Below are 23166 nucleotides of genomic sequence, written 5' to 3' on the forward strand. Positions count from 1 at the left end.
GCAGCGAGCGCTACTTCGAGAACTTGAACACCGCGACGCTGGCTCGCAGGTTGGGCCAGCGCCGCACGACGCGCCCGCCCTGCAGGCCGAAGCTGTCCTCGATGTTCAGCCCGTTCTTGCGCGCCAGCACCTCGAAGTCGGCCAAGGTGCCAACCCGGATGTTCGGCGTGTCGTACCACTCGTAGGGCAGCGCGCGTGTCACCGGCATGCGGCCGCGCACCACGCTGAGCCGGTTCGGCCAGTGGGCGAAGTTCGGGAAGCTGACGATGCCGATGCGGCCCACGCGCGCCGTCTCGCGCAGCATCCGCTCGGCATTGCGCAAGTGCTGCAGGGTTTCGAGCTGCAGCACCACGTCGAAGCTGCGGTCGTCGAACAGGTCCAGGCCTTCTTCCAGGTTCAGCTGGATCACGTTGACGCCGCGCTGCGCACAGGCCAGCACATTGGCGTCGTCCAGCTCGATGCCGTAGCCGCTGCAGCCGCGGTGCTGCTGCAGGTAGGCCAGCAGCTCGCCGGTGCCGCAGCCCAGGTCGAGCACACGCGCACCTTCTGGCACCAGGCTCGCGATTACTTCAAGGTCTTTCCTCTCACTCATGCTGCAAACCCCTTGGCCTGAAGCGGCACGTTCGCGGTCTCGGCCGCGATGCGCTCGAAATACGCCCGCATCACGCCGTGGTAGCGCGGGTCTTCGAGCAGGAAGGCGTCGTGGCCATGCGGCGCGGCGATCTCGGCATAACTCAGGTCCACGCGGTTGTCCACCAATGCCTTGACGATCTCGCGCGAACGGGCGGGTGAGAAGCGCCAGTCGGTCGTGAAGCTGACCAAGAGGAACTTCTTTTCGCGCGCCACCGCAAACGCCCGCGTCAGGTCGCCGGCATGCGCGCGTGCCGGGTCGAAATAGTCCAGCGCGCGGGTGATCAGCAGGTAGGTGTTGGCGTCGAAATAGTCGCTGAACTTGTCGCCCTGGTGGCGCAGGTAGCTCTCGATCTGGAACTCGATGTCCTGCGTGCTGTAGCTGGGCGCGCCGTTGCGCAGCTCGCGGCCGAACTTGGCCTCCATCGAGTCGTCGCTCAGGTAGGTGATGTGGCCGATCATGCGGGCCACGCGCAGGCCGCGCTTGGGCACCACGCCATGGGCGTAGAAATGCCCGCCGTGGAAGTCCGGGTCGGTCACGATGGCGCGGCGCGCCACCTCGTTGAAGGCGATGTTCTGCGCCGACAGGTTGGGCGCCGTGGCCACCGCCACGCAGTGGCGCAGGCGCTCCGGGTAGCGCAGCGTCCAGGCCAGCGCCTGCATGCCGCCCAGGCTGCCACCAAGCACGGCCGCCAGCTGCGTGATGCCCAGGCGCTCAATGAGCCGCGCCTGTGCGTCGACCCAGTCCTCCACCGTGACGACGGGAAAGTCAGCACCATAAGGCTGGCCGTTTTTCGCCGGGTTCGGGTCAGTGTGCATCGGCCCGGTCGAGCCGAAGCAGGAGCCGGGGTTGTTGATGCCGATGACGAAAAACTTGTCGGTGTCCAGCGGCTTGCCGGGCCCGATCATGTTGTCCCACCAACCCTCGCTTTTGGGCTCGCCCGCATGCAGCCCCGCCACGTGGTGCGAGGCATTCAGCGCATGGCAGACCAGCACCGCATTGCTGCGTGCGGCATTCAGCGTGCCGTAGGTCTCGTAGACCAGCGTGTAGTCGGCCAGCTGCGCGCCGCTTTGCAGCGGCAGCGGCTGCTCGAAATGCATTTGCTGCGGTGTGACGACGCCCAGCGAAGCCATGTTGCAAACCCCAAAACAAGAACACCCGGCACCGCACAAGAAGCGGACACCGGGTGACTGTTGGGTCAGGGCGTCCCTCTTTAGCGGCATTTCTTCGGGACGGCCCCTCGGCTTCCCGGCGCCCGCAATCCGGAACAAATCGGCGCCAATGGAAGGAGTTTAGCAGCGCGGCAACCTGCCATGCCCCACGGCAACGGTCACTCGGCGATCAACCCTTGGTGCTGCAGGCGCCCTGCAGATGCAGAACGACGGAGCCGTCGGGTGCCGCATCCCCCGCCCAGCCATCCGGACTTTGAATTACTGAACACTCGGCCAATAATGCCCCATGCCACGCCCGTCCCAAGCCGTTGACCAAGCTTTGCTGCAGAGCGGGCTGGCGCTGTATCCGCAGGTGGGGTGCGCGGGCTTGTCGCTGCGAAAGGTGGCAGAACATGCGGGCACGCAGCCGGCGATGGTGCACTACCACTTCGGCAGCAAGCAGGCGTTCCTGGGGGCTGTGCTGCAGCGGTGCTACGAGCAGTTGTTTGCGCAGATGAGCGCGGGCAGTGCGGCTGAGGGGACAGCGAGGCACCGGCTGCGCACGGCCCTGCTGGCGCTGGCGGGGTTCCTGCGCGAGCACCGGGCGCTGATTGCCCGGCTGCTGATGGATGCGGCCCAGAGCGAGCCGGTGGTGCACAGCTTTCTGCAGGCCAATGCACCGCGACACCTGGGGCTGGTGATGCGCCTGCTGGGCGAGGTCGCGCTGAAGCCCGGGGTGTTGCCGATGCAGGCGTTTGCGTTCCTGATGGGCTCGGTCAATGCGCCGTTGCTGGTGGCATCCGGCGCCTTGCACATTGGCGTGGTGCCGGGTGTGCTGGGCGAGCAGTTGGCAGCGCAGGTGGTGAGCGACGCGGCGCTGGCGCAGCGCGTGGACCTGGCGCTGGCAGCACTGTGCGCAACCGAGGAGGGCTCGCCCGATGACAAGGCTTGATCCGAAATTCCTGGGCGCAACAGCGGCACTGGCGTTGTTGTTGACGGGCTGCCAGAAGCCGCCGCCGGCCGGCTGGTCCGGCTACGTGGAAGGCGACTACGTGCTGGTGGCTGCGCCGGTGGCAGGCACGCTGACCAAGCTCGCGGTGCAGCGCGGGCAGACGGTGGCGGCTGGCGCGGCGCTGTTCTCGCTGGACGACGTGAGCGCACGGGCAGCCAACGACGAGGCCGAAGCCCGCGTGGCCGCAGCCCAGGCCGAGGCCGACAACGGCCGCAGCGGCCAGCGCACGCCGCAGCTGGCCGTGACACAGGCGCAGCTGGCCCAAGCCCAGGCTGCTGCCCAGCGGGCCGACACCGAGCTGCAGCGCCAGCGGCAGCTGGTGGCGCAGAACTTCATCTCGCGCTCGCGGCTGGACGACGCAGTGACCGCCGCCCGCCAGGCGCACGATCATGTGGCCGAGCTGCAGGCCGCGCTGCGCAGCGGTGAGCTGCCTGCCGCCCGGCCCGAGGAACTGAAGGCCGCGCAGGCCAACACCGAGGCCGCGAAGCAGGCGCTGGCGCAGGCCGCCTGGCGCGCGCAGCAGGCCAGGCAGAGCGCCCCGGCCGCCGGCCTGGTTGCCGACACCTTCTTCCGCGAAGGCGAATACGTGCCCGCTGGCCAGCCGGTGCTGTCGCTGCTGCCACCCGAGCGCCGCAAGGCCCGCTTCTACGTGCCCGAGGCCGAACTGGGCGGGCTGCGCGTGGGCCAGGCGGTGAGCCTGGGCTGCGACGGCTGCGGCGCACCGATTGCCGCGCGCATCAGCTACCTGTCGCCGCAGGCCGAGTACACGCCACCGGTCATCTACTCGAACGCCCAGCGCGCCAAGCTGGTGTTCCTGGTCGAGGCGGTGCCGGCCGCGGCCGATGCGCTGCGGCTGCAACCGGGGCAGCCATTGGATGTGCGGCTGAACAACGCCGCGAGTGCGGCCAGTGCGCCATGAGCGACACGGAAGGTCTTGCAATCAACGTGCGCGGACTGACCAAGCGCTACGGCCAACACACCGTCGTCGACCAGATCGACCTGCAGTTGCGGCCCGGCCGCATCTGCGGCTTCCTCGGGCCCAACGGCAGCGGCAAAACCACCACCATCCGCATGCTCTGCGGGCTGCTGACGCCGGACGCTGGCGAGGGCCAGTGCCTGGGGCTGGACATTCGCCGCGAGGCGCTGGCGATCAAACGCCAGGTCGGCTACATGACGCAGCGCTTCGGGCTGTACGAGGACCTGTCGATCCGCGAGAACCTGGACTTCATCGGCCGGCTGTTCGAGCTGCCGGACCGCAAGCGCAGAGTGGACGAGGGCCTTGAGCGCCTGGGCCTGGCCAGCCGCCAGCGCCAGCTGGCCGGCACGCTTTCGGGCGGCTGGAAGCAGCGCCTGGCGCTGGCCGCCTGCCTGCTGCACGCGCCGCGTTTGCTGCTGCTGGACGAGCCCACCGCCGGGGTGGACCCGAAGGCGCGGCGCGACTTCTGGGACGAGATCCACCGCCTGGCCGCCGAAGGCATCACGGTGCTGGTCTCGACCCACTACATGGACGAGGCCCAGCGCTGCCACGAGCTGGTCTACATCGCCTACGGCAAGCTGCTGGCGCGCGGCAGCGAGCGCGAGATCATCGAAGGTGCGAAGCTGACCGTCTGGTCCGTGCAGTCGGACCGCGACGACCCGGCCGCGCTGGCGCCGCTGGTCGCGCCCTTGAAGGCGGCACCCGGCGTGCAGAGCGTGGCCTCGTTCGGCAGCGCGCTGCACGTGGCCAGCCAGGACCAAGCGGCGCTGAAGCGTGCCATTGCGCCGTTCGAGCACCAGCCGGGCCTGCGCTGGGCGCCGGCCGAGGCGTCGCTCGAAGACGTGTTCATCAGCCTGATCTCGCAGAGCCCGGACAACTTCGGCAGCGGCGCCGCGAGGGACAAGGCATGAAGAGCAAGAGGTTCAGCGTCGCCAGGATGTGGGCCATCTTCCTGAAGGAATTCCAGCAGATGATGCGCGACCGGCCGACCTTCGCAATGGCGGTCGGCGTGCCCATCCTGCAGCTGGTGCTGTTCGGCTACGCGATCAACACCGACCCCAAGGGCCTGCCCACTGCGGTGGTGAGCCACGACAGCGGCCCGATGTCGCGCAGCCTGCTGGCCACGCTGCAGAACACCGGCTATTTCAAGGTCGTCGCCCAGCCTGCCAGCGAGGCCGCCGGCGACGCACTGGTGGCCGACGGCGAGGTGCAGTTCCTGATCGTCATCCCGCCGGACTTCAGCCGCCGCCTGGTGCGCGGCGAGCAGCCTGCGCTGCTGGTCAGCGTGGATGCGACCGACCCTTCGGCCGCCGGCAATGCGCTGGCCGCGCTGTCGCAGCTGGGCAGCACCGCGCTGCAGCGCGAGCTCAGCGGCCCGCTGGCCCACTTGCAACCCGGGCCCGCACCGTTCGAGACGCGCATCCACCGCCGCTACAACCCCGAAGGCCTGTCGCGCTACAACATCGTGCCCGGCCTGATCGGCACCATCCTGACGATGACGATGGTGATGCTGACCGGGCTGGCGATGACGCGCGAACGCGAGCGCGGCACGATGGAAAACCTGCTGGCCACGCCCGTGCGCCCGTTCGAGGTGATGGCCGGCAAGATCCTGCCCTACATCCTGGTGGGCTACATCCAGCTCGGCGTGATCCTGGCTGCGGGCGCGTTCCTCTTCGAGGTGCCGATGGAAGGCAGCTTCACGCTGCTGATGGCGATGATCGGCGTCTTCATGCTGGCCAACCTTGCCGTGGGCTTCACGTTTTCCACGCTGGCCAAGAACCAGATGCAGGCGCTGCAGGCGACCTTCTTTTTCTTCCTGCCGTCGATGCTGCTGTCGGGCTTCATGTTCCCGTTCCGCGGCATGCCGGTCTGGGCCCAGCACCTGGGCGAGCTGCTGCCGCTGACGCACTTCCTGCGCATCGTGCGCGGCATCCTGCTCAAGGGCAACACCGTGGGCCAGGTGCTGCCGGAGCTGTGGCCACTGCTCGGTTTCCTCGTCGTCGCAGGCACCGTTGCCTTGGCGAGGTACCGGCAGACCCTGGATTGAGGCAAAAAACACCAATTCCCACGCCCCGCCCCGCTGGCATACTCGCCCCGCCCCCTCCCTTCGCCCTCGGAGAGCCTTTGATGATTGCCGCCGAGCCGCCGCCCGCAGACGCCCTGTTCCAACAGCTCTACCAGGACCTGCGCCGCCTCGCTCGGGCCCGGCTGCGCCGCAGCGAGGACATCACGCTGCTGGACACCACCGCGCTGGTGCACGAGTCCTACCTGCGCATGCAGCAGCAGGAAGACGCGGCGCTGGCGCAGCTGCCGCCAGGGCAGTTCCTGGCCTATGCCTCGCGCAGCATGCGTTTCGTCGTGATCGACTTCGTGCGCCAGCGGCATGCCGAGCGGCGCGGCGGCGGGCAGTTCCAGGTCACGCTGAACACCGAGATCGGCGACTCGCTGGCGGTGGACGACAGCGAGGTGCTGCGCATCCACGAAGCGCTGGAAGAGCTGGCCCAGGTGGACGAGCGCCTGGCCCGCATCGTCGACATGCGCTGCTTCGGCGGGCTGGACGAGGCGACGATTGCCGACGCGCTGGGCATCACAGACCGCACCGTGCGCCGCGACTGGCAGAAGGCCAGGCTGATGCTCAAGGCGGCGCTGGCCTAAGAGCCTGAGAGCCCTTCGGACATGCCCGCTCATCACGCCAAAAAACACCTGCTCGTCGTTGCAAATGCTCGCCGTAGCCCGAGCTATGGCTGTGCTTTGCGCCTAGATCAGTCGCCTTTTGACGCGCTGCTCGGACACGTCCGAAAAGCCCTCAGGCTCTGGCCCCCATGCCCTTACCCGCTGCCGAACTGACACGGCTCTCCCGCCTGCTGGACGAGGCCCTGCCGCTGGGCGAAGCCGGCCGGGCGGCATGGCTGGAAAACCTGCCCCCTGAAGACGCCGACCTGCGCGCGCTGCTGGCCGAACTGCTGGCGGACGACGCCGCGCCGCTGTCGCGCGCAGCGGTGGCGCCGGGGCCGATCTCGCTGCTGGACCGGCTGCCGGCCATGGCCGCCACCGCGGCTCGCCAGGCGCTGGGCCAGCCGGCCAACGAGCGCAACAGCCGCGTCGGCCCCTATGGCCTGCTGCGCCGCATTGGCGAAGGCGGCATGGGCGAGGTCTGGCTGGCCGAGCGGGTGGACGGCGGGCTGCAGCGCGAAGTGGCGCTGAAGCTGCCCGCGCGCCCGGCCGGCAGCGACCCGCAGCGCCTGGCGCGCCGCTTCGAGCGCGAACGCGACATCCTCGCCGCGCTGGAGCACCCGCACATTGCGCGCCTGTACGACGCCGGCATCGCCCCCGACGGCCAGCCCTACCTGGCGATGGAATACGTGGACGGCCAGCCGCTGACCGCCTGGAGCGAACAGCAGGCGCTGCCGCTGCGCGCGCGCATCGAGCTGTTCCTGCAGGTGCTGCAGGCGGTGCAGCACGCGCACTCGCAGCTGGTGGTGCACCGCGACCTGAAGCCTTCGAACATCTTCGTCAACCGCGAGGGCCAGGTGCGGCTGCTGGACTTCGGCATTGCCACGTTGCTGGCCGACGAAGCCGAGCCCGGCCACGGCCCTGCGACCGAATGGGCCAACGCGCCAATGACGCCGAACTACGCCTCGCCCGAGCAGATCGCCGGCGAGCCGCTGGGCACTGCGTCGGACGTGTATTCGCTGGGCGTGGTGCTGTGCGAGCTGCTCAGCGGCCAGCGGCCTTACCGGCTGGCGCGCGCCAGCCGCGGCGCGCTGGAAGACGCCATCCTGCACACCGAACCGAGCCGGCCCAGCCAGTTGGTGGGCGCCGAGCAGCCGCTGCTGCGGCGCGAGCTGCGCGGCGACCTGGACACCATCGCGCTAAAGGCCTTGCGCAAGGCGCCGGCCGAGCGTTACGTGTCGGCCGAAGCCTTCGAGCAGGACCTGCGGCGCTGGCTGCGCCACGAGCCGGTGCTGGCCCATCCCAGCCACTGGACCTACCGCACACGCAAGTTCATGCGCCGCCATGCGCTGCCGGTGGCCGCCGGCGCGGTGGCCACGCTGAGCCTGGCCGTGGGCCTGGGCGTGGCGCTGCACCAGGCCGAGGCCGCGCGCCGCCAGGCCCAGCGCACGCTGGCCGTGCAGGACTTCCTGATCGGCCTGTTCAACGAGGCCGATCCGGCGCATGCGCAAGGCCGCGAGCTGTCGGCGCACGACCTGCTGGCGCGCGGCGAGCGCGAGCTGACGCGCCTGGCCGCCGAGCCCGATCTGGCCGCCCAGCTCGGCGGCGTGCTGATGACGCTTTACGGCAAGCTGGGCGACGGCGTGCGCGCGCTGCCGCTGGCCGAACAGCAAGTGGCCTGGGCACTGCAACAGCACGGCGCCGGCAGCATGGCCCACGGGGACGCCTTGATGGCCCTGGGCCGCATCCACACGATGCTGGACCATCACGAACAGGCTTTGGCCACGCTGGCACAGGCCGACGCCGTGCTCGCGCAACACGGCGAAGCAAGGGCCGACGCGAGGCTGACACTGGCGATGATGAAGGCTGACAACCTGCAGGCCCTGCTGCGCACCGGCGAGGCACTGACGCTGGCGCAAGACACCTTGCAGCAGCTGCTCGCGCGGCATGGCGCGCAGCACTGGACGGTGATCAAGGCCGAAGTGCAGGTGGCCACCCAGCTGGCCGCCACCGGCCAGCTGGCCAAGAGCCGTGAAGCCCTGCAGCGGCTGGCCCCGGCGCTGGCGCGCGACTGGCCCGAGCAAGGCCTGGAGGCCACCGAGCTGCGGGCCGATGTGGGCTACGCGCTGTGGCAGCTGCGCGAGTTCGAGGCCAGCGGCGAGCTGCTGCGCCAGGCGATTGCCGAGCTGGAGCGGCTGGCCGGGCCGCGCAATGCCGGCACCATCCAGGCCAGCCGCACGCTGGGCATGCTCTACATGGACAGCGGCCAGTACGCCCGCGCTGCCGAAGTGCTGCGCAGCAACGTCGCCCGCTCCCGCACTTTCTACGGGCCTGGTGACAGCGAAACGGCGCTGAACCTCTCGTTCCTGGTGCTGCCGCTGTACCGCACCAACGATATGGCCGGTGCGCTGGCCGCCGCGCGCGAGGCCTGGCAGTTGGTCAGCGCCGGGCCGGGCACCTTGTCCGGCTCAGAGCAGCGTGGCGTGCGGCGCCGCTTCGCAGGTGCGCTGCTGGCCGCCGGCCAGACCTCGCAGGCGCTGGCCGAGTTTGCCGCGCTGGCAGACGACGAACGCGCCGCAGGTGGCCTGGACACCCGCCATGCCACCACCTTGCTGCTGCAGGCCGGCGCGCTGAACACCGCTGGCCAGCCGCGCGAGGCGCTGGCCAGTGCTGAGGCCGGCGCTGCGCTGTTCGGCCGCAGCGACAACTCAGCCGGCCGCCTCGGCCGCGCCAAATGCCTGATGGTCCAGACGCTGGCCCTGGTGGCGCTGCAAAGGCCGGATGAAGCTGCGCAAAGCCTGGCCGAGGCCGAACGCCTGTTCAACGCCGAACTGCCGGCCGCCCACCCGGACCGCGAACTGCTGCCCTGGATCCGTTCCACCTTGTTGCAGGCCGGCGGCCAGACGGCTGCCGCCGAAACGATGCGCAGCCAGGCCAGTGCACGCTACACCGAGCGCTCAGGCGGCACATTGCCGGAGCGGCCGAGCTACGTGTTCTGAAGCGGCTCTGAAATACTTTCGGAAATCCCCCCATCGGAGGGAGACAGCGCATGTCCGGTTTTGCCTCCGGGGCGCGAATTGATAGGTAAGCACCTCAACAAACACCCGGTGCTGATTCATCGATTCACACCCTCGGAGATCAACATGAAGACCCGCATGACCACCCGCCAGCAGCTGACCCAATCCGCGCTGGCCGCCCTCGCCACCATTGCCACGATGACCGCCTTGGCCGCCGCTTCTGGCGCCCACGCACAGGACATGGCGACTCAAGCCGAGACGATGTCGGCGCAGGACGAGGCGCTTTCTGCCCAGCTTGACCCGACCCCGCAGATCCTCGACACCACCTCGATGACCGATGACCACTCGGTCAACGTACCCACCGGCTGGTGGACCTACACCAATGTCAGCGCCGCCTCGATCGGCACCTACCTGAGCCAGAACAACGCCCGCCTGACCGAGGTCAAGGTCTACGGCGTGAGCAACGGCACGCCGACCTTCAGCGTGCGCATGGTGGCCAACAGCGGCGCCTACGCGGTGCCCGGCTGGTGGTGGTACTACGGCCTGACGGCGGCCGACGTGACGGCCAAGGTGAATGCCAACACCGCCCGCCTGATCGACCTGCAGCCTTATGACGCCGGCGGTGGCACGATCCGCTACGCGGCAGTGATGGTCTCCAACACCGGCAGCGCGGCGCGTGCCTGGAGCTACCTGATGGGCGTGAGCACTTCGCAGATCAGCACCCAGATCACCAACAGCGGCCACCGCCTGATCGACCTGGACAGCTACGTCGAAGGCGGTGTGAAGAAGTACAGCGCAGTGTTCGTGGCCAACACCGGCGCGGATGCCAAATCCTGGCAGTGGTTCTACGGCGTGAGCCCGGCCACCATCGCCAGCAAGGTCTCGGCCTTCCAGGGCCGCATCGTCAAGCTGGATCGCCACAGCGACGGCACCTACAACATGATCCAGGTGAAGAACACCGGCAGCGACGCCTCGGCCTGGTGGTACCAGTACGGCTTCGCCTCGATGGCCGACCTGAACAACTACGCGCTGCAACTCGCCTCGCGCCCGGTCGACATCACGACCTACAAGGACGCCAACGGGACCCGCCGCTACGACGCCGCCTTCATCGACAACGCCAACACCAGCACCCGCCGCATGCGCAGCGAGTTCGCCCCCACCTTCCTGGACGCCAACGGCAACCCGACCAAGGGCATCTTCGAGGCCTATCTGAAGGAAGTCAGCGGCAGCGTGAAGGTGGACCTCAACGGCAGCCGCCGTGCCGAGACCGCCAGCTCGTTCAAGTCGGTTCACCTGCTGCATTCGATGCGCCAGGTCGCCGCCGGTGCGGACACGCTGGCCTCGGCCTTCAGCTACTACGAGTACGACCCGGTCAAGGGCAAGGACGCCTGCCCGAACCCGGCGCTGGAAACCGCCGCCAACCTGCGCACCAACTACAACTTCGAGACCGGCCTGGACCAGATGATGGCCATTTCGGACAACCGCACCACGCGTGGCACGGTGATCCGTTACGGCGGCTTCACGCCCTTCAACAACACGGCCGCCGCCGTCGGCCTGACGGGCACCACGCTGCGCCACAACATCGGCTGCGGCTACAAGAACCTCAGCACCGGCAAGTACGACCCGACCAACATGCGCAACGACACCACGGCGAGCAACCTGGCGCGCATCTACGAAGGTGTCTGGAACAGCACCCTGCTGAGCAACAACTTCAACGCCCGCACCGAGTTTCTGGAATCGGCCAACCCGTCCAGCGGGGTCGATGCCACCTTGCAGGCCGTGATCAACGAAGAGGCGGCAGCGCTGGGCAAGTCGTCGATCGCAGCCAGCTTCGGCGCCAACATCAAGCGTTGGGGCAAGGGCGGCAGCTACGGCACCTGCCTGCCTGACAGCAACGGCGCCTGCGGACAGAAGGTCACGATCCGCTCGGGCACCGGCCTGATCAGCCTGCCCTTCAAGAGCGGCGGCGTGATCGCGCCCAAGGTCTACAGCTTTGCCCGCCTGATCTCCGACGTGCCGGTCTCCTGCTGGAACTGCGCCGAGGAAACCACCTACGTCAACGCCTACAACGACGCGTCCAACGAGCTGTACCGCGACGAGATCCGCGCGGCGCTGAAGACCTGGTAAGCCGAGGCTTTCCGCTGCCAACAGAGCCGGCCCGTGCCAAAGGGCCGGCTTTTTTCATGGGAGGCGCTGATGCCGGCGGCGCCCGGCAGGGCTGGGGCCAGCCTCCATCTCGCGGCGCAGCAGCCAAATTCATGCGGCGCTGACGCCGGATTCAGCAAATTGGCAGCAAAAGCGCGACACCGTGGCCGGTGGCTGCACGGTGGTGCCGGGAAAATGTGATGGAATCAGCCACCAGGCACGACCGCCCACCGCCGGGGTGCGCGCGTCAGCCATGTCAACAACCGATGGGGTAGCGCGTGTGGGCTTGATGGCAGATGTTCCCGCCTGGTACTGGCAAGTGTTGGGCGCGATATGCGGCCTGGGACTGGGCCTGGTGCTGGGTGCGCTGCACAAGCGCAGAAGCAGCAAGGGCAGCGCCGCCGGCGCGCCGCGTGCGCAGGCCGCCGGGCCGTCCAGCACCGTGCCGCTGCCACCCCGGCCCAGCCGCCCGCCTGGCGCCACCGGCCTGGCAGCGGCCGCCGCGACCCAGCCAGCCGCCGGCGAAGCCGGCCCGTCCCAGCGCCTGCTGGAAAAGCTGCGCGAGACCAACCTGGACCTGAACGCCAAGCTGCGCGCCGCAACCGACCAGCACGCGCGCGACATCCTGGAGCGCAGCCAGACCCAGCAGTCCGACCAGATGCGCCATGAGCGGCAGCTCGAAGAATTGCGCCAGGCCCATTCATCCGAACTCTCGCACCTGATGTCGGCCATGGTCGAGCAGGTCGATGCGATGCAGCGCGAGCATGCCGCCCAGGTGCACACGCTGGAAGGCGAGATCGAGCGACTGAAGCGCGCCTCTCAGACCAGCGCCGAAGCCGCCGCCTCCGAAGCCTTGACCCGCCCGGTCACGATGACCATGGGCGGCGACATGCGGCCGCTGCCAGCGGCCCCGCCCGGGCCGCCCACGCGGCCCCGCTCCTCTTCGCACTGAGCCGACGTGCCGCCGCCGCTGTTCCCCGCATGTCGCTGAACTCGCTTGCCCTGGTCCACGCCGCCTGGCTGCTGGCCGGCCTGGTTCTGGGCCTGGTGCTGGGCTGGCGCATTGGCCCCGGCCGTCACCCGAAAGCCGCTTCCCAGCTGGCCACCGCCCTGCGCAACGAAGCCGGCCTGAAGCGCGATGTGGAGCGCATGCGTGAGCTGCAGACCGAGCTGCGCGGCCGGCTGGCCGATGCCACCGCCCGCCACAGCCAGCAGCTCGAACAGCTGAAAACCATCCACGGCGCAGCCATGGCCCAGGCCGACGAAGAACTCAAGCGGGCGCAGACCAAGCTGCTGCACCTGATCGACGCGGTCGAGCAAGGCCAGCCAATGTCGCCCAGCGCCTTCCAGAGCACCCAGTTCGAAGACCCGCCAGCCACCGCGGCGGCGCCGACCACGGCAGTGCGCCCGCCGCAGTCCTGAGGCACAAGGCCTTGCCGGCTTGAAATCCGCCGGCCCGGCCTCACGATCAGGCCATGGACACCGAAGCTCGCACCCTGCTCGCCTGCCCGCACTGCGGCGCCACCAACCGCGTGCCCAGCGCACGCCTGGCCGAAGACCCGGTCTGCGGCCGCTGCGGCACTGCGCTGGCCGACGGCCACCCCATCACCCTCACCGACGCCAATTTCGACGCCTTCGTGCGCGCCAGCGGGCTGCCAGTGGTGGTGGACTTCTGGGCCGAATGGTGCGGCCCCTGCCGCATGATGGCGCCGCAGTTCGAGCAGGCCGCCGCGCAGCTCAAGGGCAAGGTGGTGTTCGCCAAGGTCAACAGCGACGAAAACCCGCGGGTCTCGTCCCGCTTCGGCATCCGCAGCATTCCCACGCTGCTCAAGCTCAAGGGCGGCCAGGAGGCGGACCGCCAGGCGGGCGCACGGCCGGCTGCCGCCATCGCCCAGTTCGCGGCCAGCTGAATCAGCCCGCCAGGCGCTGCTGCGCGTAACTGACGAACCAGCCCACCGCGCCGGCGTTCGCCATCGCGTCCGGGTTCAGCACCTTCTCCGCCGCCTCGCCCAGCAGCAGCTTCTTCACCGGCAGCTCCATCTTCTTGCCCGACAGCGTCCGCGGCACCGCCGGCACCTGCAGCACCACGTCGGGCACGTGGCGCGGCGACAGCGCCTGGCGGATGCCGGCCTTCAGCCGCGCGACCAGCGCCTCGTCCAACGCCAGCCCCTCGCGCAGCACCACGAACAGTGGCATGAACGACGGCCGGCCCAGGTACTCCAGGTCCACCACCAGGCTGTCCAGCACCTCGGGCTCGGCTTCGACCGCGCGGTACAGCTCGGCCGTGCCCATGCGGATGCCGTGGCGGTTGATGGTGGCGTCGCTGCGGCCGTAGATGATGGCGCCAGCCGCACCAGCGTCCGGATGCGGCACGATGCGCAGCCAGTCGCCATGCCGCCAGACGCCGGGATAGGTGTCGAAATAGCTGTCGTGCAGGCGTTGACCTTGCGGCCCTGGCGGCTGGTCACCCCAGAAGTACAGCGGCATCGAAGGCATCGGCGCGGTGCACACCAGCTCGCCCACCTCATCGATCAGCGGCCGGCCACGGCCCTCGTCATCGGGCTCGCTGAAGGCCTGCACCGCAGCACCCAGGCAGCGGCACTGCATTTCGCCGGCGACCACCGGCAGGGCGGGCGTGCCGGCCAGGAAGGCGCCGGCGAAGTCGGTGCCGCCGGAGATGCAGGAGATCCAGATCGGCCGGCCACCGGGCCGCGGCAGCTGCTGCCAGATCCATTCGTAGCACTCGGGTGCCAGTGGCGAGCCGGTCGAGCCGACGGCGCGCAGGCGGTGCAGGTCGGCCACCTGCTGCGGCGCCACCCCAGCCTTCAGGCAAGCAGCGTAGAACGCCGCGCCGGCGCCGAAGAAGGTGCAGCCGGCCAGGCCGGCAAAGCGCCACAGCGTGGACCAATCCGGCGCGCCCGAATGGCCATTGGCGGGCGCTGCCGGTGAGCCGTCGAACAGGCAGACCGTGGTGCCGCTGAGCAGGCCGGCAACCTGGCTGTTCCACATGATCCAGCCGGTGCTGCTGTACCAGTGGAAGCGGTCACCGCCAACGGCGCTTGGCGCCAGGTCGTTGTGCAGCCCGCCCATCTTCAGCGCCTCCAGCACCACGCCGCCGTGGCCGTGCACGATGGGCTTGGGCAGTCCTGTCGTGCCGCTGGAATAGACGATCCACAGCGGATGATCGAAGGGCAGCCAGGCCGGGGCCAGCGGTGCGGGGACTTGCGCCTCACCGGGCAGCAGCGCGTCGGCCACCAACGCCGAAAAGTCCAGACGCGGACAGCCGCCCCCTGCGTCGTCCCATGGCAGGTCCAGCACGTCCACGGCCACCTGCAGCTTCAGGCTGGGCAAGGTTTGCTGCAGTTGCGCCACCAGCGCGCGCCGGTCATGCGCCTGGCCGCCGTGGCGGTAGCCGTCGCAGGCGATCAGCGCCACCGGCGCGATCTGCCGCCAGCGGTCCAGCACCGCCACCGGCCCCATGTCCGGCGAGCAGACCGACCACACGGCCCCCAGGCTGGCGCAGGCCAGGAAGGCCACGATGGTCTCGGGCCGGTTCGGCAGCAGCGCCGCCACCCGATCGCCGCGCTGCACGCCCAGCGCCTGCAGCCGCGCGGCCAGCAGGCCGACCTGGCGCCGCAGCGACGGCCAGTCCAGCTGACGAAGCTCGCCACGCGCCAGGCCAGGCTCGTCGGTCCACACGATGGCCGGATGGCCGGCGGCATGCGCCGCGTCCGCATGCCGCAGCACCTGCTGCGCATAGCTGACCTGGGCGCCGGGAAACCACTGCGCGCCCGGCATGCGCCGCTCGGCCAGCACCGTGCGATGCGGCGTGGGCGACTGCAGGTCGAAGTATTCCCACACCGCCTGCCAGAAGCTTTCCAGCTCGTCGACCGACCACTGCCACAGCGCGTCGTAGCTGGCGAAACGCCGCCCGCTGCGCGCCTCCAGCCAGCGCTCGAAACGGATCAGCTGAGGTTCCGGCAGGGCAGCGGCATCACGTGTCATGCCGGCAGACTAGGCAGCTTTGCTGCACCGCGCCATCCGGGCTGCCCCGGGGCCCAAAAACTTCAGGCCTTCTTCAGGCTGTTGTCCACGTCCACGTAATGCCAGAAGTCGTTGTGGAAGACCGGTCGGCGGTAGCCCTGCACCCACGGGTGCGCCATGTCCGTCACGTAGCGGTGCACGTGGTTCTTGTAGGGTGCATAGGCCACGGCAATGCGCTTGGCTTCCTGGAACAGGGCCAGGCGCTCCGGGCCATCGGGCAAGGCCTTCATCTTGTCGTAGATCGCATCGAACTGCTTGTTCTTGAAGCGCGCCAGGTTCGCGCCACCGCTCATGGGCCCGTAGAGCCGGCCCAGCGCACCCTGCCCGTCGGGCTGGGACGATGACGAGGCCACGTCCCAGATCATGGCCTTGCCGGCCTGCGCGGTGCGCAGGTTCTCGGGCCACTTGGCGATACGCAGGTCCACCTTCAGGCCGATGGCCTGCATGTCGCGTTGCCAGATCTCTTCCAGCCCGCGGGTGAATTGGTCAGGCTGGGTGTTCTTGACCAGCACCAGCGGGCTGCCGTCGGGCATTTCACGCCAGCCGTCGCCGTCCTTGTCCAGGTAGCCGTAGAGATCCAGCAGCGCCCGCGCCCGGCCCGGGTCGAAGTCGCTCATCTCGGTCTTGAACTTCGGGTCGTAGCCGGTCGTGTGCGGCACTTCCATCGCCTGCGCTGGAATGGCCTGGCCACGGCGACCGAGGCTGATCTCGCGCTGGATGTTGGTGCCCAGGTTGATCGCGCGCCGCAGCGCCACCTTGTCTGGCGTGTAGCCGCCAATGACCGGATGCTCCATGTTGTACAGCGTGACCACCACGTCCCAGTACAGCGTGCGATAGCCCTGGATGCCTTGGTGCTTCAGGTTGGCCGCCAGCTTGCCACCCGGCATCGCGATGTTGATGAACTCCTCGGGCACACGCTCGATGAAGTCGTGCTGCTGGTTCAGGAAGGACAGCCAGCGCGGCTGGTTCTCCTCAATGATGGACACCTCCACACGGTCCACCAGCGGCAGGCGGCGCCCCTTGTACTTGGCCAGCATCGCCTGGCCTTCGGCGTCGTCGGCCGCCGGCTCGGCGTCGTACAGCACTTCGCGGTACTGCGGGTTGCGCTCCAGCGCCACCAGCGAGCTGCGCCGCCACTGCACCAGCTTGAACGGGCCGGTGCCCACCGGATGGGCCGGGATCTGGTCGCCGTAGCGTTCCACGACTTCGCGCGCCAAAGCCCCGTACAGGTCGCCTTGCGCCAAGAACTCGACCAAGCGCGGTTGCGGCTCACGCACTTCAAAGCGAATGGTGTAACGATCCAATGCCCGCAGGCCAGCCACTTCTCGCTCGTAGTCGAATGGCGTGCGCTTGCTCAGCGCTTCTTCGCGCACCTCGGCGAGGCCGACAAGGCGAAGTTCTTCCAGCTCACCCCAAGCCGGGCTCTTGTTGGCAGGATCGGCGAAGCGCTTGATGCTGTAGACGTAGTCTTGCGCCACCAGCTCGCGCTGTTTGCCACCAAATGCCTCATCGTCGGTGAAGAAGATGCCGGGCTTGAGCTTGACGGTGAAGACGCGAAAGTCAGCCGACACCTCGGGCAAGGCTGCCGCCGTCAGCGGCTTGATCTTGGCCGGCTCGGCCAGGTAGTCGTATCCGTACAGGCCCTCGAACAGGTGCGCGGTGATGATGCGCGAATAGAGGTCCGACAGCTTGGCCGGATCAAAGCCGGTTTCGGCGACACGGAAGGCGTAGCGCAGGACCTTGGGGCTGACGTCGCCCGCTGAAGGTGCTGCGCTGGCCAAGCCCGGCGCCAGCAAACCACCCGCAGCGGCAGCGGCCATGCCAAGGGCCGTGCGGCGGCCCGGGTTCACGGGCGCATCAAGGTCAATGCTGCTCATCTCAGGCTTTTCGCTTGCTGTCGTCCACGTCCACGTACTGCCACCAGTCCTGCCAGAAGTCCGGCCGGCGGTAGCCGATGATCCACGGGTGGGCCATGTCGGTCACGTAGCGGTGCAGGTGGCACTTGTAGGGCGCGTAGGCAATGGCAATGCGCTTGGCTTCGCGGAACAGGGCATTGCGCTCGGGGCCGTCCGGGATGCCTTGCATCTTCAGGTAGATCTCGTCGAGGGCTTTGTTCTCGAAGCGCGCCAGGTTGGCACTGCCCTTCAACGGCCCATACAGTCGGCCGAGCGCGCCCTGCCCATCGGGCTGGGCGGCCGATGAAGCGACGCCCCAGATCATCACGCTGCCGGCTTGCGCTGCCCGCAGATTCTCGGGCCATTTGTTGGCACTGAATTCGATCTTCAGGCCCAGCGCATTCATGTTGCGCTGCCAAAGCTCATCCAGTTGGCGCGACTTCTGATCCGGTTGCGTGTGCTTGATCAGCACCAGCGGGCTGCCATCGGGCTGCTCGCGCCAGCCATCGCCGTCCTTGTCCACGTAGCCGAACATGTCCAGCAGCGCGCGAGCGCGCGCCGGATCGTAGTCGCTCATCTCGGACTTGAAGTGCGGGTCGTAGCCGGTCGTGTTGGGCACTTCCATCGCCTGGGCCTTGATGCCCTGGCCGCGGCGAACCTGGTCGATCTCGCGCTGGATGTCCACGCCCAGGTTGATCGCGCGCCGCAGCGCCACTCTCTCGGGCGTGTAGCCGCCGATGACCGGATGCTCCATGTTGTAGAGCGTCAGCACGATGTCGGACGTCAGCACACGATAGCCCTGGACGCCGTGGCGCTTCAGGTTGGGTGCCACCTGCCCGCCGGGCATCGCAGTGGTGATGAACTCCTCGGGCACCCGTTCGACGAAGTCGTTCTGCTGGTTCAGGAAGGACAGCCAACGCGGCTGGTTCTCTTCGATGATGGAGACCTCGACGCGGTCGATCATCGGCAGCCGGCGGCCCTTGAACCTGGCCAGCAAGGCCTGGCCTTCGGCATCGTCCGCAGCCGGCTCCGCCGCGTAAAGCATCTCCCGATACTCCGGGTTGCGCTCCAGCACAATCAGCGAGCTGCGGCGCCACTGCACCAGCTTGAACGGGCCGGTGCCCACCGGATGCGCGGGGATCTGCTCGCCATAGTGCTCGACCACCTCACGGGCCACGGCGCCATACAGGTCGCCGCCCGCCAGAAGCTCCAGCAGACGCGGCCGCGCGGCGACCACCTCGAAACGGATCGTGTAACGATCCAGCGCCCGCAAGCCCGGCACTTCACGGTCGTAGTCGAACGGCGTGCGCTTGGCCAGCGACTCTTCGCGCAGCGCGTTCAGGCCAATGAAGTCCGCCTCTTCCAGGTCACCCCAGGGTGGCGCCTTGTTGGCCGGGTCGGCAAAACGCTTCAGCGCATAGACATAGTCCTGTGCCACCAGCTCGCGCGGCTTGCCACCAAAAGCCTCGTCGCTGGCGAAGAAGATGCCCGGCTTGATCTTGACCGTGTAGACGCGGAAGTCGGCCGAGATCTCAGGCATCGCGGCAGCAGTCAGCGGCTTGATCTTCGCCGGGCGCGCCAGGTGGTCGTAGGTGAAGAGCCCTTCGAAGATGTGCTGCGTGACGATGCGCGAATAGATGTCCGACAGCTTGGGCGGATCGAAACCGGTCTCGGCGATCTGGAACGCGTAGCGAAGCACTTTCTTGCCGCCAGCGGTGGCTGCCGGCGCCGGCGCGGCCATGCCCAGCGCGGGTATCGCCAAGCCGGCAGCTGCGGCCGCGGAAAAGCCCAGCACTTGCCGGCGGCTAGGGTCGATTGGCAACAAAGAGGTATCGGAATCGGTGCTCATCGGAATCTCAGGTCTTGCGCTGGCTGTCGTCCACATCCACGTACTGCCACCAGTCGTTCCAGAAGACCGGACGGCGGTAGCCGACGATCCACGGGCGGGCCATGTCGGTGATGTAGCGGTGCAGGTGGATCTTGTAGGGGGCGTAGGCCACGGCGATGCGCTTGGCCTGCACAAACAGCGCTTCCCGCTCGGGTCCGTCGGGCAGCACCAGCGCCTTGCGGTAAAGCGCGTCGAACTGCTCGTTCTTGAAGCGGGCGTAGTTGCCGCTGCCGGCCTGCGGGCCGTAGTACAGGCCCAGCGTGCTTTGTCCGTCGTACTGCGCTGCGCTGATGCCCAGCCACCACATCATCAGGCTGCCAGCCTGCACCGCGCGCAGGTTCTCGGGCCACTGCGCCGGGCGGATCTCGGCCCTGATGCCAATGGCCTTCATGTCGCGCTGCCAGCGTTCGTCCAGCGCACGCGAGAGCTGGTCGGTCTGGCTGGCACGCCACACGCGCAGCGGGCTGCCATCGGGCTGCTCGCGCCAGCCATCGCCGTCGCGGTCCAGGTAGCCGTAAAGGTCCAGCAGCGCCTTGGACCGGGCCGGGTCGTAATCACCCATCTCGGACTTGAACTTCGGGTCGTATCCGGAGGTGTTCGGAATGAACGGCGACTGCGCCGTGTAGCCCTGGCCGCGACGCACGATGTCGATCTCGGCCCGGATGTCCATTGCCAGGTTCATGGCCCGGCGCAGCGCGATCCTCTCCGGGGTGTAGCCCCCCACCACCGGGTCCTCCATGTTGTAGACGGAGATGACGATGTCCGGCGCCTGTGAGCGGTAGCCCTGTACACCATGCTTGGCCAGGTTGGCCGCCACCTTGCCTGCAGGCATGGCCTGGCTGATGTACTCCTCGGGCACACGCTCGATGAAGTCGTACTCCTGGTTCAGGAAGGACAGCCAGCGCGGCTGCGGCTCCTCGATGATGGCCACTTCCACGCGGTCGATCATCGGCAGCCGCCTGCCCTTGAAGCGGGCCAGCAGGGCTTGGCCTTCGGCGTCATCCGCCGCGGGCTGTGCGTCGTAAAAGCGCTCGCGGTAGGCCGGGTTGCGCGCCAGGGTGATCAGCGAGCTGCGGCGCCAGTTGGCGAGGATGAACGGGCCGGTGCCGACCGGGTGCGCGGCGATCTGGTCGCCGTAGAACTCGACGACCTCGCGCGCCACCGCGCCGCGCAGGCTGCTGTCAGCCAGCGATTCGATCAACCGGGGGCGGCTTTCCTTCAGCTCGATGCGCAGCGTGTGCCGGTCCAGCGCACGGAAGCCCGGCAACACCTTGTCGTAGTCGAAGGGCTTGTGCGAAGCGATGGCTTCATCGCGCGCCTCGTTGAGCCCGACGATGTTCAGCTCTTCCAGGTCGCTCCAGCTGGGCGCCTTGTTGGCCGGGTCGGCAAAACGCTTGAAGGCGTAGATGAAGTCTTCGGCCACCAGTTCGCGCTTCCCACCCTTGAAGGCCGGATCGTCCGCAAAGAAGATGCCGGGCTTGAGCTTGATCGTGAAGACCTTGAAGTCGGCCGAGGCCTCGGGCATGCCATCGGCCGTCAGGGGCTTGATCACCGGCGGACGCGCCAGGTGGTCGTAGGTGTAGAGACCTTCGAAGAGGTGGCTGGTGATGATGCGTGAGTACAGGTCCGACAACGGAGCCGGATCGAAGCCGGTTTCGGCTGCGCGCAACGCATAGCGGAGCACCTTCTGGCCACCGGACTCGGCCACACTGGGCGTGGCCAGGCCTGCCAACGGCGCGAACAGGCCGCCGGCCACGACGGCCATCGCCACACCCAGGCCCTGGCGCCGCCTGCGGTCAATCAATTCGGGAAAGACGTCTTTGCTCATCTCGTTCAAGCCTTGCGCTGGCTTTCGTCCACGTCGATGTACTGCCACCAGTCCAGCCAGAACAGCGGCCGGCGGTAGCCGACGATCCACGGGCGGGCCAGGTCGGTCACATAGCGGTGCAGGTGGATCTTGTAGGGGGCGTAGGCCACGGCGATGCGCTTGGCCTGCAGAAACAAGGCCTCGCGCTCCGGGCCGTCCGGCAGCACCAGCATCTTGCGGTAGACCTCGTCGAACTGGTCGTTCTTGAAGCGGGCGAGGTTGCCGGCACCGGCCTGCGGGCCGTAGTAGAGCGTGAGCGCGCCCTGGCCGTCGTACTGCGCGGCGCTCAGGCCCAGGAACCACATCATCAGCTTGCCGGCCTCCGCCGTGCGCAGGTTCTCCGGCCACTGCGCCACACGCAGTTCGACCTTGATGCCAATCGCGGTCATGTCGCGCTGCCAGCGCTCCGACAAGGCCACGTATTGCTGATCGCTCTGGGTGGCATGCCAGATGCGCAGCGGGCTGCCGTCGGGTTGCTCGCGCCAGCCGTCGCCGTCGCGGTCCACGTAGCCATAGAGGTCCAGCAGCGCCTTGGCCTTGGCCGGGTCGTAGTCACCCATCTCGGAGCGGAACTTCGGGTCGTATCCCGACGTGTGCGGCACGATGGGCGATTGGCCCGGAATGCCCTGGCCACGCCGCACGATGTCGATCTCTCGGCGCACGTCCATCGCCAGGTTCATCGCCCGGCGCAGCGCGATCTTTTCCGGCGTGTAGCCGCCGACCACCGGGTCCTCCATGTTGTAGAGCGTGAGGAACTGGTCTGGCGCCAGGGACTGGTAGCCCTTCACGCCGTGGTGGGCGAGGCCAGGCACGACCTTGCCACCGGGCATGGCCTGGTTGATGTACTCCTCGGGCACGACGTCCAGGAAGTCATGCTCCTTGTTCAGGAAGGACAGCCAGCGCGGCTGAGGTTCTTCAATGATGGAAACCTCGACCCGGTCCAGCATCGGCAGCCGGCGGCCCTTGAAGCGCGCCAGCAAGGCCTGGCCTTCGGCATCGTCGGCAGCCGGCTGGGCGTCGTAATAGTGTTCGCGGTAGGCAGGGTTGCGCGCCAGCGTGATCAGCGAACTGCGCCGCCAGGCAGCCAGCACGAATGGCCCGGTGCCGACCGGGTGGGCACTGACCTGGTCGCCATAGTGCTCGACCACCTCGCGCGCCACTGCGCCACGCAAGCTGCAGTCGGCCAGCGATTCGATCAGCCGCGGCCGCGTGTCGCGCAGTTCGAGGCGCAGCGTGTAGCGGTCGAGCGCACGGATGCCGGGCACCACGCGGTCGTAGTCAAACGGCTTGCGCGAGGCGATGGTCTCATCCCGCTGCTCGTTCAAGCCGACAAACTTCAGCTCCTCCAGGTCGCTCCAGCTTTGCGACTTGTTGGCCGGGTCGGCAAAACGCTTGAAGGTGTAGACATAGTCCTGCGCCACCAATTCACGCGGCTTGCCCTGGAAGACTGGATCGTCGGCGAAGAAGATGCCGGGCCTGACCTTGATCGTGAAGACCTTGAAGTCGGCCGAGGTCTCGGGCATGCCTTCAGCGGTCAGGGGCTTGATCAGCGCGGGCCGAGCCAGGTGGTCGTAGGTGTACAGGCTCTCGAAGATGTGGGCCGTGAGATAGCGCGAATAGAGGTCCGACAGCCGCACCGGGTCCATGCCGGTCTCGGAGGTCTTGAACGCATAGCGCATGACCTTCTGCCCAGCCGGCGTGGTGCTCACAGTGGCAGAAGCGGCAGGATCGGCAGCCCAGCCCAGGCCGGTGGCCCAGAGGCCGGCTGCGGCGCCGGCGGCTTGCAGGCCGCGACGGCGGGCCGGCAACTTCGGCCGAGCGGAAACAACAGTCTTCTTGGTCACGACAACTCTCGGGTGAACCGCCC

At 68.2% G+C, this 23166-nt stretch carries 18 protein-coding genes; 10 read left to right on the forward strand and 8 right to left on the reverse strand.

The features are described from left to right. Positions 1-10: 10 nt before the first annotated feature. Positions 11-592, reverse strand: coding sequence for a methionine biosynthesis protein MetW (gene metW, locus AC3WR5_RS08320; protein ID WP_141290021.1), 582 nt, complete (start codon positions 590-592; stop codon positions 11-13). After that, entirely contained in the window at positions 589-1764 is a 1176-nt protein-coding gene (gene metX, locus AC3WR5_RS08325; RefSeq protein ID WP_492483416.1) for a homoserine O-succinyltransferase MetX, read from the reverse strand. Before metX ends, metW begins: the two co-directional genes overlap by 4 nt. A gap of 325 nt (positions 1765-2089) precedes the next feature. On the opposite strand from metX, the gene AC3WR5_RS08330 reads away from it, so the two are divergent. The 7 genes from AC3WR5_RS08330 to AC3WR5_RS08360 all read left to right on the forward strand — a co-directional run bounded on the left by AC3WR5_RS08330 (position 2090) and on the right by AC3WR5_RS08360 (position 11587). Continuing rightward, a complete protein-coding gene (locus AC3WR5_RS08330) occupies positions 2090-2734 on the forward strand; it encodes a TetR/AcrR family transcriptional regulator (protein WP_492483418.1) in 645 nt (214 codons plus the stop codon). After that, positions 2721-3713: an HlyD family secretion protein gene (locus AC3WR5_RS08335; protein ID WP_492483420.1), complete on the forward strand. Its 993-nt coding sequence runs from the start codon at positions 2721-2723 to the stop codon at positions 3711-3713. Before AC3WR5_RS08330 ends, AC3WR5_RS08335 begins: the two co-directional genes overlap by 14 nt. Further along, positions 3710-4681: an ABC transporter ATP-binding protein gene (locus AC3WR5_RS08340; protein WP_492483422.1), complete on the forward strand. Its 972-nt coding sequence runs from the start codon at positions 3710-3712 to the stop codon at positions 4679-4681. The genes AC3WR5_RS08335 and AC3WR5_RS08340 overlap by 4 nt, the downstream gene beginning before the upstream one ends. Beyond that, the gene (locus AC3WR5_RS08345; RefSeq protein ID WP_492483424.1) at positions 4678-5817 is read left to right on the forward strand and encodes an ABC transporter permease; all 1140 of its coding nucleotides are present in this window, start codon (positions 4678-4680) and stop codon (positions 5815-5817) included. The genes AC3WR5_RS08340 and AC3WR5_RS08345 overlap by 4 nt, the downstream gene beginning before the upstream one ends. A gap of 80 nt (positions 5818-5897) precedes the next feature. Continuing rightward, positions 5898-6425: an ECF-type sigma factor gene (locus AC3WR5_RS08350; RefSeq protein WP_141291469.1), complete on the forward strand. Its 528-nt coding sequence runs from the start codon at positions 5898-5900 to the stop codon at positions 6423-6425. A gap of 167 nt (positions 6426-6592) precedes the next feature. After that, positions 6593-9442, forward strand: coding sequence for a protein kinase domain-containing protein (locus tag AC3WR5_RS08355; RefSeq protein WP_492483426.1), 2850 nt, complete (start codon positions 6593-6595; stop codon positions 9440-9442). 144 nt (positions 9443-9586) lie between these two features. Further along, positions 9587-11587: a serine hydrolase gene (locus AC3WR5_RS08360; protein ID WP_492483428.1), complete on the forward strand. Its 2001-nt coding sequence runs from the start codon at positions 9587-9589 to the stop codon at positions 11585-11587. Positions 11588-11716: 129 nt separating this feature from the next. Here the strand turns inward: AC3WR5_RS08360 and AC3WR5_RS08365 are convergent, their stop codons facing one another. Then, positions 11717-11860, reverse strand: coding sequence for a hypothetical protein (locus AC3WR5_RS08365; RefSeq protein WP_492483430.1), 144 nt, complete (start codon positions 11858-11860; stop codon positions 11717-11719). 34 nt (positions 11861-11894) lie between these two features. Between AC3WR5_RS08365 and AC3WR5_RS08370 the strand changes: the two genes are divergently transcribed. Genes AC3WR5_RS08370 through trxC form a run of 3 tightly spaced genes read left to right on the forward strand, consistent with a single transcriptional unit; the run spans position 11895 to position 13515 of the window. Then, the gene (locus AC3WR5_RS08370; protein WP_492483432.1) at positions 11895-12557 is read left to right on the forward strand and encodes a hypothetical protein; all 663 of its coding nucleotides are present in this window, start codon (positions 11895-11897) and stop codon (positions 12555-12557) included. Positions 12558-12586: 29 nt separating this feature from the next. After that, positions 12587-13027: a hypothetical protein gene (locus tag AC3WR5_RS08375; RefSeq protein ID WP_492483434.1), complete on the forward strand. Its 441-nt coding sequence runs from the start codon at positions 12587-12589 to the stop codon at positions 13025-13027. Positions 13028-13080: 53 nt separating this feature from the next. Continuing rightward, a complete protein-coding gene (gene trxC / locus AC3WR5_RS08380) occupies positions 13081-13515 on the forward strand; it encodes a thioredoxin TrxC (protein ID WP_492483436.1) in 435 nt (144 codons plus the stop codon). A gap of 1 nt (position 13516) precedes the next feature. Here the strand turns inward: trxC and AC3WR5_RS08385 are convergent, their stop codons facing one another. The 5 genes from AC3WR5_RS08385 to AC3WR5_RS08405 form a co-directional block, all read right to left on the reverse strand. Beyond that, positions 13517-15610, reverse strand: a complete 2094-nt coding sequence (locus AC3WR5_RS08385; RefSeq protein WP_231010346.1) for an acetoacetate--CoA ligase — start codon at positions 15608-15610, stop codon at positions 13517-13519. 62 nt (positions 15611-15672) lie between these two features. After that, positions 15673-17526 (reverse strand): ABC transporter substrate-binding protein, encoded by a 1854-nt coding sequence (locus AC3WR5_RS08390; protein ID WP_492483438.1) that lies wholly within the window; start codon positions 17524-17526, stop codon positions 15673-15675. A gap of 1 nt (position 17527) precedes the next feature. After that, positions 17528-19393, reverse strand: coding sequence for an ABC transporter substrate-binding protein (locus AC3WR5_RS08395; RefSeq protein WP_231010359.1), 1866 nt, complete (start codon positions 19391-19393; stop codon positions 17528-17530). 7 nt (positions 19394-19400) lie between these two features. Continuing rightward, positions 19401-21260, reverse strand: coding sequence for an ABC transporter substrate-binding protein (locus tag AC3WR5_RS08400; protein WP_231010361.1), 1860 nt, complete (start codon positions 21258-21260; stop codon positions 19401-19403). 5 nt (positions 21261-21265) lie between these two features. Then, on the reverse strand, positions 21266-23143 hold the full coding sequence (locus AC3WR5_RS08405) for an ABC transporter substrate-binding protein (RefSeq protein WP_492483441.1): 1878 nt from the start codon (positions 23141-23143) through the stop codon (positions 21266-21268). Positions 23144-23166 lie beyond the last annotated feature (23 nt).

The organism is Ideonella sp. FW305-24 (assembly GCF_058788035.1).

Bases quoted from the DNA above. Each gene is read 5' to 3' on its own strand.
- AC3WR5_RS08400 (WP_231010361.1), bottom strand. From the start codon at position 21,260: ATGAGCAAAGACGTCTTTCCCGAATTGATTGACCGCAGGCGGCGCCAG.
- AC3WR5_RS08355 (WP_492483426.1), top strand. From the start codon at position 6,593: ATGCCCTTACCCGCTGCCGAACTGACACGGCTCTCCCGCCTGCTGGAC.
- metW (WP_141290021.1), bottom strand. From the start codon at position 592: ATGAGTGAGAGGAAAGACCTTGAAGTAATCGCGAGCCTGGTGCCAGAA.
- trxC (WP_492483436.1), top strand. From the start codon at position 13,081: ATGGACACCGAAGCTCGCACCCTGCTCGCCTGCCCGCACTGCGGCGCC.
- AC3WR5_RS08340 (WP_492483422.1), top strand. From the start codon at position 3,710: ATGAGCGACACGGAAGGTCTTGCAATCAACGTGCGCGGACTGACCAAG.
- AC3WR5_RS08395 (WP_231010359.1), bottom strand. From the start codon at position 19,393: ATGAGCACCGATTCCGATACCTCTTTGTTGCCAATCGACCCTAGCCGC.
- AC3WR5_RS08335 (WP_492483420.1), top strand. From the start codon at position 2,721: ATGACAAGGCTTGATCCGAAATTCCTGGGCGCAACAGCGGCACTGGCG.
- AC3WR5_RS08365 (WP_492483430.1), bottom strand. From the start codon at position 11,860: ATGGCTGACGCGCGCACCCCGGCGGTGGGCGGTCGTGCCTGGTGGCTG.
- AC3WR5_RS08370 (WP_492483432.1), top strand. From the start codon at position 11,895: ATGGCAGATGTTCCCGCCTGGTACTGGCAAGTGTTGGGCGCGATATGC.
- AC3WR5_RS08330 (WP_492483418.1), top strand. From the start codon at position 2,090: ATGCCACGCCCGTCCCAAGCCGTTGACCAAGCTTTGCTGCAGAGCGGG.
- AC3WR5_RS08390 (WP_492483438.1), bottom strand. From the start codon at position 17,526: ATGAGCAGCATTGACCTTGATGCGCCCGTGAACCCGGGCCGCCGCACG.
- AC3WR5_RS08345 (WP_492483424.1), top strand. From the start codon at position 4,678: ATGAAGAGCAAGAGGTTCAGCGTCGCCAGGATGTGGGCCATCTTCCTG.
- AC3WR5_RS08375 (WP_492483434.1), top strand. From the start codon at position 12,587: ATGTCGCTGAACTCGCTTGCCCTGGTCCACGCCGCCTGGCTGCTGGCC.
- metX (WP_492483416.1), bottom strand. From the start codon at position 1,764: ATGGCTTCGCTGGGCGTCGTCACACCGCAGCAAATGCATTTCGAGCAG.
- AC3WR5_RS08385 (WP_231010346.1), bottom strand. From the start codon at position 15,610: ATGACACGTGATGCCGCTGCCCTGCCGGAACCTCAGCTGATCCGTTTC.
- AC3WR5_RS08350 (WP_141291469.1), top strand. From the start codon at position 5,898: ATGATTGCCGCCGAGCCGCCGCCCGCAGACGCCCTGTTCCAACAGCTC.
- AC3WR5_RS08360 (WP_492483428.1), top strand. From the start codon at position 9,587: ATGAAGACCCGCATGACCACCCGCCAGCAGCTGACCCAATCCGCGCTG.